The organism is Streptococcus mitis (assembly GCF_003944325.1).
Classification (GTDB): domain Bacteria; phylum Bacillota; class Bacilli; order Lactobacillales; family Streptococcaceae; genus Streptococcus; species Streptococcus mitis_CW.
In genome coordinates, this window is record NZ_RJPX01000023.1 from 1 (window position 1) to 15151 (window position 15151).

The window sequence follows — 15151 nt, forward strand, 5'->3', positions numbered from 1 at the left end:
TTCGTTTGACTTCTTTGGAGACAGTAGTTGGGTCTTTTAGAAGTTGGGTCTTTTAGAATGGACTGTCCAATAGCTTTGAAGGTTTCACCGCGCTCTAAGCCCAGTTGGATATCATTACGGTCTGAAAGGGTAAGGTGTTTATGTTTTGTCATAGTGAGCCTCATTTCTAACTCAAACGTCTCATACTTAATTCCACCATAAAAATCCGTTTTAGACTAATTTCCACTTCGGCAAGTCAAGTGGAAGTTGCTTTGAGAAGTTACGATTTAGTATAAATATCCGCTGATACAGTATTCTGCTTTTACACTTGGGCTGAAATATGATAAAATAGAGTATCAACTAGTTGAGGTAAAAAGGATGACTGTAAAAATTAATACAAAAGATGGTCAAATCGAACTAACAGATGAAGTAATTGCAACCGTCGTAGGTGGAGCAGCAACTGAGATTTTTGGTGTGGTCGGTATGGCTAGTAAAAATGCCCTCAAAGATAATTTCCAAGCCCTTCTAGGTAAGGAAAATTATTCCAAAGGTGTCGTCGTAAAAGCGGCCGAAGATGGCAGTATTGCAGTTGATGTATATACCGTGTTGAGCTACGGAACAAAGATTAGCGAAGTGTCAAAAAACATTCAAGAGCGTGTTCGTTTTAGCTTGGAAAACCAGCTTGGAATTACTGCTCAGACTGTAAATGTCTACATTCAAAATATCAAAGTTGTAGGAGAATAACCGTGTCAAAAATTACTACTAGCTTATTTCAAGAAATGGTGCAGGCTGCATCAACTCGCTTGAATAAGCAAGCTGAATATGTCAATTCATTAAATGTCTTCCCAGTTCCAGATGGAGATACTGGAACAAATATGGGAATGACCATTGAAAATGGTGCTAAAGAAGTTGCAGATAAACCAGCCTCTACAGTTGGAGAGGTGGCGAGCATTCTTGCCAAAGGTCTTTTGATGGGTGCGCGTGGAAACTCAGGCGTTATTACGTCTCAGCTTTTCCGTGGATTTTCACAAGCTATCAAGGATAAAGACGAATTAACAGGTCAAGACTTGGCTCTCGCCTTCCAATCAGGTGTGGAAGTTGCCTATAAGGCAGTGATGAAGCCAGTTGAAGGAACGATTTTGACAGTTTCTCGTGGGGCTGCTATCGGTGCTAAGAAAAAGGCTGAGCAAACAGATGATGCTGTTGAAGTCATGCGCGCAGCCTTGGAAGGTGCTAAAACAGCTCTAGCTAAAACACCGGACATGCTTCCAGTATTGAAGGAAGTTGGTGTTGTGGACTCAGGTGGTCAAGGACTGGTCTTTATCTACGAAGGTTTCCTTTCAGCCCTTACTGGTGAATATATTGCATCTGAGGACTTTGTGGCGACTCCTGCTAACATGAGTGAGATGATTAATGCGGAGCACCACAAGTCTGTAGCTGGTCATGTAGCGACTGAGGACATCACATTTGGTTACTGTACTGAAATCATGGTAGCTCTTAAGCAAGGTCCAACCTATGCTAAAGATTTTGACTACGACGAATTTCGTAACTATTTGAATGAACTTGGAGATTCTCTCCTCGTTGTCAACGATGATGAAATTGTCAAAGTCCATGTCCATACGGAAGATCCAGGACTTGTTATGCAAGAAGGTCTCAAATATGGTAGTTTGGTCAAGGTAAAAGTTGACAATATGCGTAACCAACACGAAGCACAGGTTGAGAAAGAAGCTGCTCAAGTTAGCAAACCGGCTGAAGAAAAAGAGTATGCTTTGATTGCTGTAGTGGCTGGTAAAGGTCTAGCAGATATCTTCCGTTCTCAAGGTGTGGATTATGTTATCGAAGGCGGTCAAACTATGAACCCTTCAACAGAAGACTTTATCAAGGCTGTTGAACAGGTCAACGCTCGTAACATTATCTTCCTGCCAAACAACAAAAATATCTTCATGGCAGCTCAATCTGCGGCAGAAGTTTTGGAGCAACCAGCAGTAGTGGTGGAGGCTCGTACTCTTCCTCAAGGTTTGACAAGTCTTCTTGCTTTTGATCCAAGCAAGTCCATCGAAGAAAACCAAGAGCGTATGACTGCTGCTCTTAGCGATGTCGTTAGCGGAAGCGTCACAACAGCTGTGCGTGATACAACGATTGATGGCTTAGAAATCCATGAAAACGATAATCTTGGCATGGTTGATGGGAAAATTCTCGTGTCAAACCCTGATATGCACCAAACCTTGACAGAAACCTTGAAACATATGTTGGATGAAGATAGTGAAATCGTAACCTTCTATGTCGGTGAAGACGGAAGTGAAGAACTTGCTAATGAAATTGCTCAAGAAATCGCAGAAGAATTCGAAGACGTTGAAGTCGAGATTCACCAAGGACAACAACCAGTTTACCCATACCTATTTAGTGTGGAATAAGATTAATGAAGGACTGAGAAATCAGTTCCTTTTTATTTTTTAACAAATGAAATCGATATCTTTTAAATAAAAACAAAAATAATATTCATAAATAAACGTTAAAATAGAAAATTCAGAAAATTTCTTCTTTTCTCTTGAAAAATCTTGAAAAAATGGTATGATAGTAACAAGTTATTTTTAAGTGAAGAGAAAGGGGAACAATGGAGAAAATCAGTTTAGAATCTCCTAAGACGGGGTCGGACCTAGTTTTGGAAACACTTCGTGATTTAGGAATTGATACCATCTTTGGTTATCCTGGTGGTGCGGTCTTGCCTTTTTATGATGCGATATATAATTTTAAAGGCATTCGCCACATTCTAGGACGCCATGAACAAGGTTGTTTGCATGAAGCTGAAGGTTATGCCAAATCAACTGGAAAGTTGGGTGTTGCCGTCGTCACTAGTGGACCAGGAGCAACAAATGCCATTACAGGGATTGCAGATGCTATGAGCGATAGCGTTCCCCTTTTGGTCTTTACAGGTCAGGTGGCGCGAGCAGGGATTGGGAAGGATGCCTTTCAGGAGGCAGACATCGTGGGAATTACCATGCCAATCACTAAGTACAATTATCAAGTTCGCGAGACAGCTGATATTCCGCGTATCATTACGGAAGCTGTCCATATCGCAACTACAGGTCGACCAGGGCCAGTCGTCATTGACCTACCTAAAGACGTATCTGCTTTGGAAACAGATTTCATTTATTCACCAGAAGTGAACCTACCAAGTTATCAGCCGACTCTTGAGCCAAATGATATGCAAATCAAGAAAATCTTGAAGCAATTATCCAAGGCTAAAAAGCCAGTCTTGCTTGCTGGTGGTGGGATTAGTTATGCTGAGGCTGCGGCAGAATTAAATGAATTTGCAGAACGCTATCAAATTCCAGTGGTAACCAGCCTTTTGGGGCAAGGAACGATTGCAACGAGTCATCCACTCTTCCTTGGAATGGGGGGGATGCACGGGTCATTTGCAGCAAATATTGCCATGACGGAAGCAGACTTTATGATTAGTATTGGTTGCCGTTTTGATGACCGCTTGACGGGGAATCCTAAGACCTTCGCTAAGAATGCTAAGGTTGCTCATATTGATATTGACCCAGCTGAGATTGGTAAGATTATCAGTGCAGATATTCCTGTAGTTGGAGATGCTAAGAAAGCCTTGCAAATGTTGCTGGCAGAACCAACCGTTCATAACAATACTGAGAAATGGATTGAGAAAGTTACTAAAGACAAGAACCGTGTTCGTTCTTATGACAAGAAAGAGCGTGTGGTTCAACCGCAAGCCGTTATTGAACGAATTGGTGAATTGACCAACGGAGATGCCATTGTGGTTACAGACGTTGGTCAACACCAAATGTGGACAGCCCAGTATTATCCTTACCAAAATGAACGTCAGTTAGTGACTTCAGGCGGTTTGGGAACCATGGGATTCGGAATTCCAGCAGCAATCGGTGCTAAAATTGCCAACCCAGATAAGGAAGTAGTCTTGTTCGTTGGGGATGGTGGTTTCCAAATGACCAACCAGGAATTGGCTATTTTAAACATTTACAAGGTGCCAATCAAGGTGGTTATGCTGAACAACCACTCACTTGGAATGGTTCGCCAGTGGCAGGAATCCTTCTATGAAGGTAGGACATCAGAGTCAGTCTTTGACACCCTCCCTGATTTCCAATTGATGGCACAGGCTTATGGCATTAAAAACTATAAGTTTGATAATCCTGAGACCTTGGCTCAAGACCTTGAAGTCATCACTGAGGATGTTCCTATGCTAATTGAGGTAGACATTTCTCGTAAGGAACAGGTGTTGCCAATGGTACCAGCTGGTAAGAGTAATCATGAGATGTTGGGGGTGAAGTTCCATGCGTAGAATGTTAACAGCAAAACTACAAAATCGTTCAGGAGTCCTCAATCGTTTTACAGGCGTTCTATCTCGTCGTCAGGTCAATATTGAAAGTATCTCTGTTGGAGCAACAGAAGATCCGAATGTATCGCGCATCACCATTATTATTGATGTAGCTTCACATGATGAAGTGGAGCAAATCATCAAGCAACTCAATCGTCAGATTGATGTGATTCGCATTCGAGATATTACAGACAAGCCTCATTTGGAACGCGAGGTGATTTTGGTTAAGATGTCAGCGCCAGCTGAGAAGCGAGCTGAGATTTTAGCCATTATTCAACCTTTCCGTGCAACAGTGGTAGACGTAGCGCCAAGCTCGATTACCATTCAAATGACAGGAAATGCTGAAAAGAGTGAAGCTCTATTGCGAGTCATTCGACCATACGGTATTCGCAATATTGCTCGAACGGGTGCAACTGGATTTACCCGCGACTAAAAATCCAACTTAAATTTGTTAAACCAGCCTAAAAGGCAATCAATAATAGAAAAGAGAAAAAAACTATGGCAGTTCAAATGGAATACGAAAAAGATGTTAAAGTAGCAGCACTTGATGGTAAAAAAATCGCCGTTATCGGTTATGGTTCACAAGGACATGCGCATGCTCAAAACTTGCGTGATTCAGGTCGCGATGTCATCATCGGTGTACGTCCAGGTAAATCTTTTGACAAAGCAAAAGAAGACGGATTTGACACTTACACAGTAGCAGAAGCTACTAAATTGGCTGACGTTATCATGATTTTGGCCCCAGACGAAATCCAACAAGAACTTTACGAAGCAGAAATCGCTCCAAACTTGGAAGCTGGGAATGCAGTTGGATTTGCTCATGGTTTCAACATCCACTTTGAATTTATCAAAGTACCTGCAGATGTAGATGTCTTCATGTGTGCTCCTAAAGGACCAGGACACTTGGTACGTCGTACTTACGAAGAAGGATTTGGTGTTCCAGCTCTTTACGCAGTATACCAAGATGCAACAGGAAATGCGAAAAACATTGCTATGGACTGGTGTAAAGGTGTTGGAGCTGCTCGTGTAGGTCTTCTTGAAACAACATACAAAGAAGAAACTGAAGAAGATTTGTTTGGTGAACAAGCTGTACTTTGTGGTGGTTTGACTGCCCTTATCGAAGCAGGTTTCGAAGTCTTGACAGAAGCAGGTTACGCTCCAGAATTGGCATACTTTGAAGTTCTTCACGAAATGAAATTGATCGTTGATTTGATCTACGAAGGTGGATTCAAGAAAATGCGTCAATCAATTTCAAACACTGCTGAATACGGTGACTATGTATCAGGTCCACGTGTAATCACTGAACAAGTTAAAGAAAATATGAAAGCTGTCTTGGCAGATATCCAAAATGGTAAATTTGCAAATGACTTTGTCAATGACTATAAAGCTGGACGTCCGAAATTGACTGCTTACCGTGAACAAGCAGCTAACCTTGAAATTGAAAAAGTTGGTGCAGAATTGCGTAAAGCAATGCCATTCGTTGGTAAAAACGACGATGATGCATTCAAAATCTATAACTAATTGATAGAAATCAAATTGAAGGCGAGTTGGGGGGACCTAACTCGCTTTTATAATCAATTCATCTCTCTTTTTAGAGGATGGATTGTGATAGTATGAATAGTCTAGGAGAAAAAGATGTTAAGTTCAAAAGATATCATCAAGGCTCATAAAGTCTTGAACGGTGTGGTCGTGAATACCCCACTGGATTATGACCATTACTTATCGGAGAAGTATGATGCTAAGATTTATTTGAAAAAGGAAAATGCTCAACGTGTTCGCTCTTTTAAAATTCGTGGTGCCTATTATGCTATTTCTCAGCTCAGCAAGGAAGAGCGTGAACGTGGGGTAGTCTGTGCTTCTGCGGGAAATCATGCGCAGGGAGTTGCCTATACTTGTAATGAGATGAAAATCCCTGCTACTATTTTTATGCCCATTACCACTCCACAACAAAAAATTGGTCAAGTTCGCTTTTTTGGTGGGGAGTTCGTAACCATTAAACTAGTTGGAGATACCTTTGATGCTTCTGCTAAGGCAGCTCAAGAATTTACAGTTTCTGAAAATCGTACCTTTATTGATCCCTTTGATGATGCTCATGTCCAAGCAGGTCAAGGGACTGTTGCTTATGAGATTTTAGAAGAAGCTCGAAAAGAATCGATTGATTTTGATGCTGTCTTGGTTCCTGTTGGTGGTGGCGGTCTCATTGCTGGGGTTTCTACCTATATCAAGGAAACAAGTCCAGAGATCGAGGTTATCGGAGTAGAGGCGAATGGAGCGCGTTCCATGAAGGCTGCCTTTGAAGCTGGTGGACCTGTTAAGCTCAAGGAAATTGACAAATTTGCGGATGGGATTGCTGTGCAAAAGGTAGGACAGTTGACCTATGAGGCAACTCGTCAACATGTTCAAACTTTGGTAGGTGTCGATGAGGGATTGATTTCTGAAACCTTGATTGACCTCTACTCTAAGCAAGGGATTGTCGCAGAACCTGCTGGAGCGGCGAGTATTGCCTCTTTAGAAGTTTTAGCTGAATATATCAAGGGGAAAACCATTTGTTGTATCATTTCTGGAGGAAATAATGATATCAACCGTATGCCAGAAATGGAAGAGCGTGCCTTGATTTATGATGGGATTAAGCATTACTTTGTGGTCAATTTCCCACAGCGTCCAGGAGCTTTGCGTGAATTTGTAAATGATATTTTGGGACCAAACGATGATATCACACGTTTTGAGTATATCAAACGAGCTAGTAAGGGAACAGGTCCAGTATTAATTGGGATTGCCTTAGCAGATAAGCATGATTATGCAGGATTGATTCGTCGAATGGAAGGTTTTGATCCAGCTTATATTAACTTAAATGGTAATGAAACGCTCTATAATATGCTTGTCTGAGGACTAATAAAAAAATATCATATTATTTGCACAACTGATGTATAGGTGCTATAATGAGGGTAAAGAAAGGGGGCGATTCCTATGAACTTAGGAAAACTATCCTACTATTTCTACTACAACTTATTATAGTACCTATTATTTTTGTTTCAGTTTATAATAATAAAAAAGAATTACTTGCTATATATAAGGCTACTATTTAGAATGCGATATTTTATATATAACTAATTTAAAAATTGTCTAAATATAATAGCAAATAGAGAAAATAATCAGTATTTATGAGACAGATTTGGTAATTTAATTGATAAAATTGATCTGATACTTGTAAAATGAGAGTAGTAGAAAAGTTTGTGACATTAGGAAGTCATATTCTAGATGCTGATTATGAAGTGATGTTTGAAAAGAATATGTAAAATCTGATGAAATAATTCCATTGTACCAGTTGAAAAAGAAAATAAGCTTTAAAGCATGACAGGAAGGAATCTCGGATAAGGAGAAAGGAAAGAGATAGTTAAGAGGTAATCAGAGGAGAATATTATCTTTGGTAGCTTTAACCATTTTAAAGGAATGTATAGAATTACTTAAATAAGACTCCTGTCTATCCTATTGAGTAGCTGGTATGTAGTTTATATGAATATTCTTACATATTTGAAGTTTAATAATACAATTATTTTTTAGGTAGTTGCTAATGGTTTATAGTAAGTAAAAACCTATATATTATCGGCTTTAAAAAAGAAGTAAGAAAAAAATAGAACTTTTATTTTATTGAATATATGTTTTTTTATTGACAAAAGACATAAAAACGTATAGAATAATATATCGTAAAGAAGAAAATAGGAGAAGGACATGGCTAAGTCAAACTTTGAAAAAGTAGAATCAGTTGTTGGCTGGGTTCGTGATAAGAAAATCACAGGCTACCGTATCTCTAAAGAAACGAATGCGCGTGAAATGTCTATCATTGCTCTAGCGCAGGGTCGTGCAAAAGTAAAAAATATTTCATTTGAAACAGCTCTAGGTTTAATTGATTTCTATGAAAAAAATCATGAAAAATTTGAAGATTAATCTTTGGATAATGGCGGATTCTTGAATTGGGTCTGCCTTTTCATTTTGATACTCAATGAAAATCAAAGAGCAAACTAGGAAGCTAGCCGCAGGTTGCTCAAAACACTGTTTTGAGGTTGTAGATAAGACTGACGAAGTCAGTCACATATATACGGCAAGGCGAAGCTGACGTGGTTTGAAGAGATTTTCGAAGAGTATGAGGACAGCAAAAAGACTGCACGATTGATGCAGCCTTTTCTTTTTATTTGAGATAACGTTGAAGGAATTCTTTTGTTCGCTCTTCTTTCGGATTGGTGAAGAGGTCTTCTGGTTTGCCTTCTTCAGCGATTACACCCTTATCCATGAAGATAACACGGTGAGAGACATCACGGGCGAATTCCATTTCGTGGGTTACGACAATCATAGTCAAGCCTTCCTGAGCCAGATCTTGCATGATTTTGAGGACCTCTCCAACCATTTCTGGATCGAGAGCTGATGTTGGTTCATCAAAGAGAATGGCGTCAGGATTCATTGAAAGGGCACGAGCGATAGCCACACGTTGTTTTTGACCGCCTGAGAGTTGTTTTGGTTTGGCTTGCCAGTAGCGTTCTCCCATGCCGACCTTTTCAAGGTTTTCTTTGGCAATTTTTTCAGCTTCTGTACGCTCGCGTTTAAGGACAGTTGTCTGAGCGACAATTGTATTTTCAAGAACGTTGAGATTTTCAAAGAGGTTAAAGGATTGGAACACCATCCCCAACTTTTCACGGTATTGTGTGAGGTCATAACCTTTTTCGAGGACGTTTTGCCCATGATAAAGAATTTGACCATCAGTTGGCGTTTCAAGTAGGTTAATGGAGCGTAGGAAGGTTGATTTCCCGCTTCCAGAGCTTCCAATGATAGAGATGACTTCTCCCTTGTGGACAGTGAGAGAAATGTCTTTTAGCACTTCGTTTTGGCCATAGGATTTTTTGAGGTGTTTAATTTCAAGGATTGCTTGTGTCATTATTTCAAATCCTCCGTTTGCATTTGGTTAGCACCTGTAGTATAGGTATCCATGTCCATTCGACGTTCGATGAAGCGGAGGATACGTGTTACGGTGAAGGTGAGGACAAAGTAAATCACGGCGATGATTGTAAATGTCTGGAAGTATTGATAAGTTTGAGTTGCCACGGTATTTCCTGAGAAATAAAGTTCGACAACAGAGATAACGTTCAATACAGATGTATCTTTGATATTGATGACAAATTCGTTACCAGTTGCAGGTAGGATGTTGCGGACTACCTGAGGTAGGACAATCTTACGCATGGTTTGGTTATGAGTCATACCAAGAGCAGTCGCAGCTTCAAATTGTCCCTTGTCAACTGCTAGGATACCACCACGGACGATTTCAGTCATGTAGGCACCAGTGTTGATTGAAACGATGAAGATAGCAGCCAGTGTGCGGTCAAGGTTGATCCCAAAAGCTTGAGCAGTTCCATAGTAGATAACCATCGATTGAACGATCATTGGTGTACCACGGAAAATTTCGATATAGATATTGAGAATCCAGCTGACTAGCTTTTGTAGGCCATAGATGGCTTTATTCTCAGAGAGAGGGGCAGTACGGAAAACACCAATGGCAAGACCGATAATGAGACCTATGATGGTTCCGACGATAGAGATTAAAAGAGTGATACCAGCACCACGCAAGAGTTGTTGCCAGTTTTCAGAAAGAATTTTAGCGACTTGGCTAAAGAAACTACTGCTAGTCTCTTCAGTTGTAGTGGCTTCGGCAGGTTGCTCCTTGATCATACGATCCATCAGGGCAACTTGGTCATCTTTAGAAATAGTTTCAATGCTGGCATTGATTTGGCTAATACGATTGTCATCTTTACGAAGTCCAATGGCAATAGCTGTATCTTCTTCTCCAGTTTTGAAACCTGGCTCTACTTGAACCATCTTAAACTTAGAGTTAGCAGCTTCGGCAGTCAGTGCTTCAGGGAGTTCAGAAACATAGGCATCAATGACACCAGCCTCAAGTGCTTGGCGCATTTGAGCGAAGTCTCCCATGGCAGTTTCTTTTTTAGCGCCTGGGATTTGACTAATCAAGTTATAAAGGTAAACACCTTGTTGGGAAGTGATTTTCGCACCATTAAAGTCATCCAAAGATTTGGCATTTGCGTAGGCAGAATCTTTTTTGATGAGTAAGACAGGTTCGCTAGTGTAGTAACTGCTTGAAAAGGCGATTTCTTGTTTGCGTTCGGCAGTAGGACTCATACCTGCGATAATCATATCAATCTTACCAGAAGTAAGGGCAGGGACTAGACCTTCCCACTTGGTTTTAACAACCAAAGGCTCTTTGCCTAAGTCCTTAGCAATTTTCTTGGCAATCTGGACATCGTATCCATTGGCATACTGGTTGGTTCCATCGATTTTGACAGCTCCATTGCTATCATCATCCTGGGTCCAGTTAAAGGGGGCATATGCTGCTTCCATCCCGATGCGTAAATATTCATCGGCTTGAGCAACATTGACAAATCCTAGCATAAGCAAGAGACTTGTGAAAATAGATAAGTATATTTTTCTCATGATTTCTCCTATTTCTAATCTATTAAAAAATAACTGTCTCCTATTTTATCGAAAAAAACTCTATTTTTCAATATGGGTAAGCCCTTACTTGAGAAAAAATGATATAATGATAGCAAAGATAAAAAGGGGGCTTAATTGATGAAAAAAACTTTTTTCTTACTGGTCTTAGGTTTGTTTTGCCTTCTGCCACTCTCTGTTTTTGCCATTGATTTCAAGATAAACTCCTACCAAGGGGATTTGTATATTCATGCAGACAACACGGCAGAATTTAGACAAAAGATAGTTTATCAGTTTGAAGAGGACTTTAAAGGCCAAATCGTGGGACTTGGACGTGCTGGCAAGATGCCTAGTGGGTTTGACATTGACCCTCACCCAAAGGTTCAGGCATCGAAAAATGGTGCTGAACTGACAGATGTTGCTAGCGAAGTGACAGAAGGAACAGATGGTTATACTGTCAAAGTTTACAATCCAGGTCAGGAAGGTGACACAGTTGAAGTTGACCTTGTCTGGAATTTAAAGAACTTGCTTTTCCTTTATGATGATATCGCTGAATTAAATTGGCAACCTCTGACAGATAGTTCAGGGGCTATTGGAAAGTTTGAATTTAATGTAAGGGGAGATAAGGGGGCTGAAAAACTCTTTTTCCATACAGGGAAACTCTTTAGAGAGGGTACGATTGAAAATAGTAACCTTGATTATACTATTCGTTTAGACAATCTTCCGCCTAAGCGTGGAGTTGAATTGCATGCCTACTGGCCTCGAACTGATTTTGCTAGCGCTAGGGATCAGGGCTTGAAAGGGAATCGTTTAGAAGAGTTTAATAAGATAGAAGACTCGATTGTTAGAGAAAAAGCTCAGAGTATGCAGCTCGTCACTTGGGTGTTTCCTTTGATACTTTCTATCTCCTTGTTATTGAGTGTCTGCTTCTATTTTATTTATAGAAGAAAGACCACTATTTCAGTCAAATATGCTAAAAATCATCGTCTCTATGAACCACCAATGGAATTAGAGCCTATGGTTTTATCAGAGGCTGTCTACTCGACCTCCTTGGAGGAAGTGAGTCCTCTAACCAAAGGAGCAGGAAAATTCACCTTTGACCAACTTATTCAAGCTACCTTGCTAGATGTGATAGACCGTGGGAATGTCTCTATTATTTCAGAAGGAGACGCAGTTGGCTTGAGGCTGGTGAAAGAAGATGGTTTGTCAAGTTTTGAGAAAGACTGCTTAAATCTGGCCTTTTCAGGCAAAAAAGAAGAAACTCTTTCCAATTTGTTTGCGGATTACAGGGTATCTGAGAGTCTTTATCGTGGGGCAAAAGTCTCTGATGAAAAACGGATTCAAGCAAGGGGACGTCAGCTCAAATCCTCTTTCGAAGAAGTATTGAAAGAGATGCAAGAAGGGGTAAGAAATCGAGTTTCCTTCTGGGGGCTCCCAGATTATTATCGTCCCTTGACTGGTGGAGAAAAGGCCTTGCAAGTGGGTATGGGGGTCTTGACTATCTTGCCCCTGTTTATCGGATTTGGTTTGTTCTTGTACAGTTTGGATGTTTATGGCTATCTTTACCTCCTCTTGCCAATACTTGGTTTTCTAGGTTTGGTTTTGGCTGTTTTCTATTATTGGAAGCTGCGACTAGATAATCGTGATGGCGTCCTAAATGAAGCAGGGGCAGAAGTCTACTATCTCTGGACCAGTTTTGAAAATATGTTACGTGAGATTGCACAATTGGATCAGGCAGAGTTGGAAAGTATTGTGGTCTGGAATCGCCTCTTGGTCTATGCGACCTTATTTGGCTATGCGGATAAGGTTAGTCATTTGATGAAGGTTCATCATATCCAAGTGGAAAATCCAGATATCAACCTCTATGTAGCTTATGGCTGGCACAGTATGTTTTATCATTCAAGCGCGCAAATGAGCCATTATGCCAGCGTCGCAAATACAGCAAGTACCTACTCCGTATCTTCTGGAAATGGAAGTTCTGGCGGTGGCTTCTCCGGTGGCGGAGGCGGTGGCAGTATCGGCGCCTTTTAGAGAGAACTGCCACAGACTGAAAAAAGTATGCTATAATGGAAGATAGAAAAAGGAGTAATCTATGTATCTTATTGAAATTTTAAAATCTATCTTCTTCGGGATTGTTGAAGGAATTACGGAATGGTTGCCGATTTCTAGTACAGGTCACTTGATTCTAGCAGAGGAATTTATCCAATACCAAAATCAAAACGAAGCCTTTATGTCCATGTTTAATGTTGTAATTCAGCTTGGAGCGATTTTGGCGGTCATGGTTATTTACTTTAACAAGCTCAATCCTTTCAAACCGACTAAGGACAAGCAGGAAGTTCGTAAGACTTGGAGACTATGGTTGAAGGTCTTGATTGCTACTTTGCCTTTGCTTGCCGTATTTAAGTTTGATGATTGGTTTGATACCCACTTCCATAATATGGTTTCTGTTGCTCTCATGTTGATTATCTATGGGATTGCCTTTATCTATTTGGAAAAGCGCAATAAAGCTCGTGCTATCGAACCAAGTGTAACAGAGTTGGACAAGCTTCCTTATACGACAGCTTTCTATATCGGTCTTTTCCAAGTTCTTGCCCTTTTACCAGGAACGAGTCGTTCAGGTGCAACGATTGTCGGTGGTTTGTTAAATGGAACCAGTCGTTCTGTTGTGACAGAATTTACCTTCTATCTTGGGATTCCTGTTATGTTTGGAGCCAGTGCCTTAAAGATTTTCAAATTTATAAAAGCAGGACAGCTCTTGAGCTTTGGGCAATTGTTCTTGCTCTTGGTTGCGATGGGAGTCGCCTTTGCAGTCAGCATGGTTGCAATTCGTTTCTTGACAAGTTATGTGAAAAAACACGACTTCACTCTTTTCGGTAAATACCGTATCGTGCTTGGTAGTGTCTTGCTACTTTACAGCTTTGTTCGTTTATTTGTATAAGAAAAACCTTGAAGGGTCAGCTCTTCAAGGTTTTATACTCTTCGAAAATCTCTTCAAACCGCGTCAGTTCTATCTGCAACCTCAAAACGGTGTTTTGAGCAACCTGCGGCTAGCTTCCTAGTTTGCTCTTTGATTTTCATTGAGTATTAAAATCCAGTCATGGTAATCCCCAACAGGCGGACACCTCTTTCTTTCTCGTCTAACTCTTCATAGAGTTGCAGGGCTATTTGGCTTATCTGACTAGCATCCTGTGTTTTTTGAGCCAGACTTTTTCGTTTAGTCAGAGTTGAAAAGTCCTCGTAGCGAATTTTCAGAATGACAATTTTTCCAGCTTTTTCTTGTTGATTGAGATTGAGAGCGACTCTTTCTGATAGGAGAGTTAGCTCTTTTTTGATGTCTTCCTCGGCACGGAGAATCTTCCCATAGGTTTTCTCCTTCCCGATTGATTTACGGATGCGGTTGGATTTGACGGGGGAATTGTGGATACCACGAGCCTTTCGATACAGGTCATAGCCCAGTCTGCCAAATCGGTCTATTAGGGTTACTTCAGGCACTTCAAGCAAATCAGCGCCAGTAAAAACACCCATTTGATGAAGTCTTTCCACCGTCTTTTTTCCTACTCCATGAAACTTGGAAATATCCATTTGTTTGAGAAAATCCTCAGCTTGTTCAGGTAAAATCACTGTCAGACCATGTGGTTTTTGATAATCGCTGGCCATTTTAGCTAAGAATTTATTATAAGAAACGCCAGCAGAAGCAGTTAGATGGAGTTCTTGCCAGATATCCTCTTGAATGAGGCGAGCAATTTTGACCGCTGACTTAATACCGAGTTTATTTTCTGTTACATCCAAATAGGCTTCATCAATGCTCATGGGTTCAATCAAATCTGTATAACGTTTAAAGATAGCTCGAATCTGGAGTCCCACAGTCTTGTATTTTTCATAATTTCCTGAGATAAAGACGGCCTGGGGACATCGTTCATAAGCTTCCTTGGAACTCATGGCAGAATGAACACCAAAAGCTCGCGCCTCATAACTACAAGTAGAAACAACTCCACGCCCACCTGTTTGCCGAGGGTCGCTCCCGATAATAACAGGTTTTCCTTTGAGTTTAGGATTATCTCTGATTTCTACCGCAGCAAAAAAGGCATCCATGTCAATATGAATGATTTTTCTTGACAAATCATTTAACAAAGGAAAAATCAACATACCTAGCCCCTTTTTACCAATTATGTTCTTTTATTATACCCTTTTTTCTGAAAAAAAGAAAAAAGGCTTTAATTTTTTCAAAAATATAATACAGTTTGGTATAGAAATTAGTCTGTTTTAGAAAAGAAAGTGTAAAAATAAGGAACTTTCGCTTGTTGAAATCGGTTACTGTATGGTATACTGTTT

13 protein-coding genes are annotated in these 15151 nt (G+C 40.4%); 9 read left to right on the forward strand and 4 right to left on the reverse strand.

The features are described 5' to 3' along the window. On the reverse strand, positions 1-152 hold a 152-nt coding region (locus tag D8787_RS07365), incomplete at its 3' end, for a helix-turn-helix domain-containing protein (protein ID WP_398575228.1). Between the two features lie 205 nt (positions 153-357). Between D8787_RS07365 and D8787_RS07370 the strand changes: the two genes are divergently transcribed. The 7 genes from D8787_RS07370 (at position 358) to D8787_RS07400 (ending at position 8275) form a co-directional block, all read left to right on the forward strand. Beyond that, the gene (locus D8787_RS07370) at positions 358-723 is read left to right on the forward strand and encodes an Asp23/Gls24 family envelope stress response protein (protein WP_000216437.1); all 366 of its coding nucleotides are present in this window, start codon (positions 358-360) and stop codon (positions 721-723) included. A gap of 2 nt (positions 724-725) precedes the next feature. Then, positions 726-2393: a DAK2 domain-containing protein gene (locus tag D8787_RS07375; RefSeq protein WP_000036655.1), complete on the forward strand. Its 1668-nt coding sequence runs from the start codon at positions 726-728 to the stop codon at positions 2391-2393. A gap of 200 nt (positions 2394-2593) precedes the next feature. Further along, positions 2594-4294: an acetolactate synthase large subunit gene (locus D8787_RS07380; protein ID WP_000411735.1), complete on the forward strand. Its 1701-nt coding sequence runs from the start codon at positions 2594-2596 to the stop codon at positions 4292-4294. Next, positions 4287-4763, forward strand: coding sequence for an acetolactate synthase small subunit (gene ilvN / locus D8787_RS07385; RefSeq protein WP_001253803.1), 477 nt, complete (start codon positions 4287-4289; stop codon positions 4761-4763). The genes D8787_RS07380 and ilvN overlap by 8 nt, the downstream gene beginning before the upstream one ends. Before the next feature lie 65 nt (positions 4764-4828). Beyond that, the gene (gene ilvC, locus D8787_RS07390; RefSeq protein ID WP_000290683.1) at positions 4829-5851 is read left to right on the forward strand and encodes a ketol-acid reductoisomerase; all 1023 of its coding nucleotides are present in this window, start codon (positions 4829-4831) and stop codon (positions 5849-5851) included. A 114-nt stretch (positions 5852-5965) separates the two neighbouring features. Then, a complete protein-coding gene (gene ilvA / locus D8787_RS07395) occupies positions 5966-7216 on the forward strand; it encodes a threonine ammonia-lyase IlvA (protein ID WP_102210614.1) in 1251 nt (416 codons plus the stop codon). 843 nt (positions 7217-8059) lie between these two features. Next, the gene (locus tag D8787_RS07400; protein ID WP_001130036.1) at positions 8060-8275 is read left to right on the forward strand and encodes a hypothetical protein; all 216 of its coding nucleotides are present in this window, start codon (positions 8060-8062) and stop codon (positions 8273-8275) included. A gap of 241 nt (positions 8276-8516) precedes the next feature. Here D8787_RS07400 and D8787_RS07405 read toward each other — a convergent pair whose 3' ends face one another. Further along, complete coding sequence (locus D8787_RS07405; protein WP_004262060.1) at positions 8517-9257, reverse strand: amino acid ABC transporter ATP-binding protein; 741 nt, start codon at positions 9255-9257, stop codon at positions 8517-8519. Further along, positions 9257-10822: an ABC transporter substrate-binding protein/permease gene (locus tag D8787_RS07410; protein ID WP_125422344.1), complete on the reverse strand. Its 1566-nt coding sequence runs from the start codon at positions 10820-10822 to the stop codon at positions 9257-9259. The genes D8787_RS07405 and D8787_RS07410 overlap by 1 nt, the downstream gene beginning before the upstream one ends. 138 nt (positions 10823-10960) lie before the next feature. Between D8787_RS07410 and D8787_RS07415 the strand changes: the two genes are divergently transcribed. Continuing rightward, positions 10961-12850: a DUF2207 domain-containing protein gene (locus tag D8787_RS07415; protein ID WP_125422347.1), complete on the forward strand. Its 1890-nt coding sequence runs from the start codon at positions 10961-10963 to the stop codon at positions 12848-12850. Positions 12851-12911: 61 nt separating this feature from the next. Further along, complete coding sequence (locus tag D8787_RS07420) at positions 12912-13757, forward strand: undecaprenyl-diphosphate phosphatase (RefSeq protein WP_042901654.1); 846 nt, start codon at positions 12912-12914, stop codon at positions 13755-13757. Positions 13758-13903: 146 nt separating this feature from the next. Here the strand turns inward: D8787_RS07420 and dinB are convergent, their stop codons facing one another. Beyond that, positions 13904-14965, reverse strand: coding sequence for a DNA polymerase IV (dinB, locus tag D8787_RS07430; RefSeq protein ID WP_125422354.1), 1062 nt, complete (start codon positions 14963-14965; stop codon positions 13904-13906). Between the last annotated feature and the right edge of the window lie 186 nt (positions 14966-15151).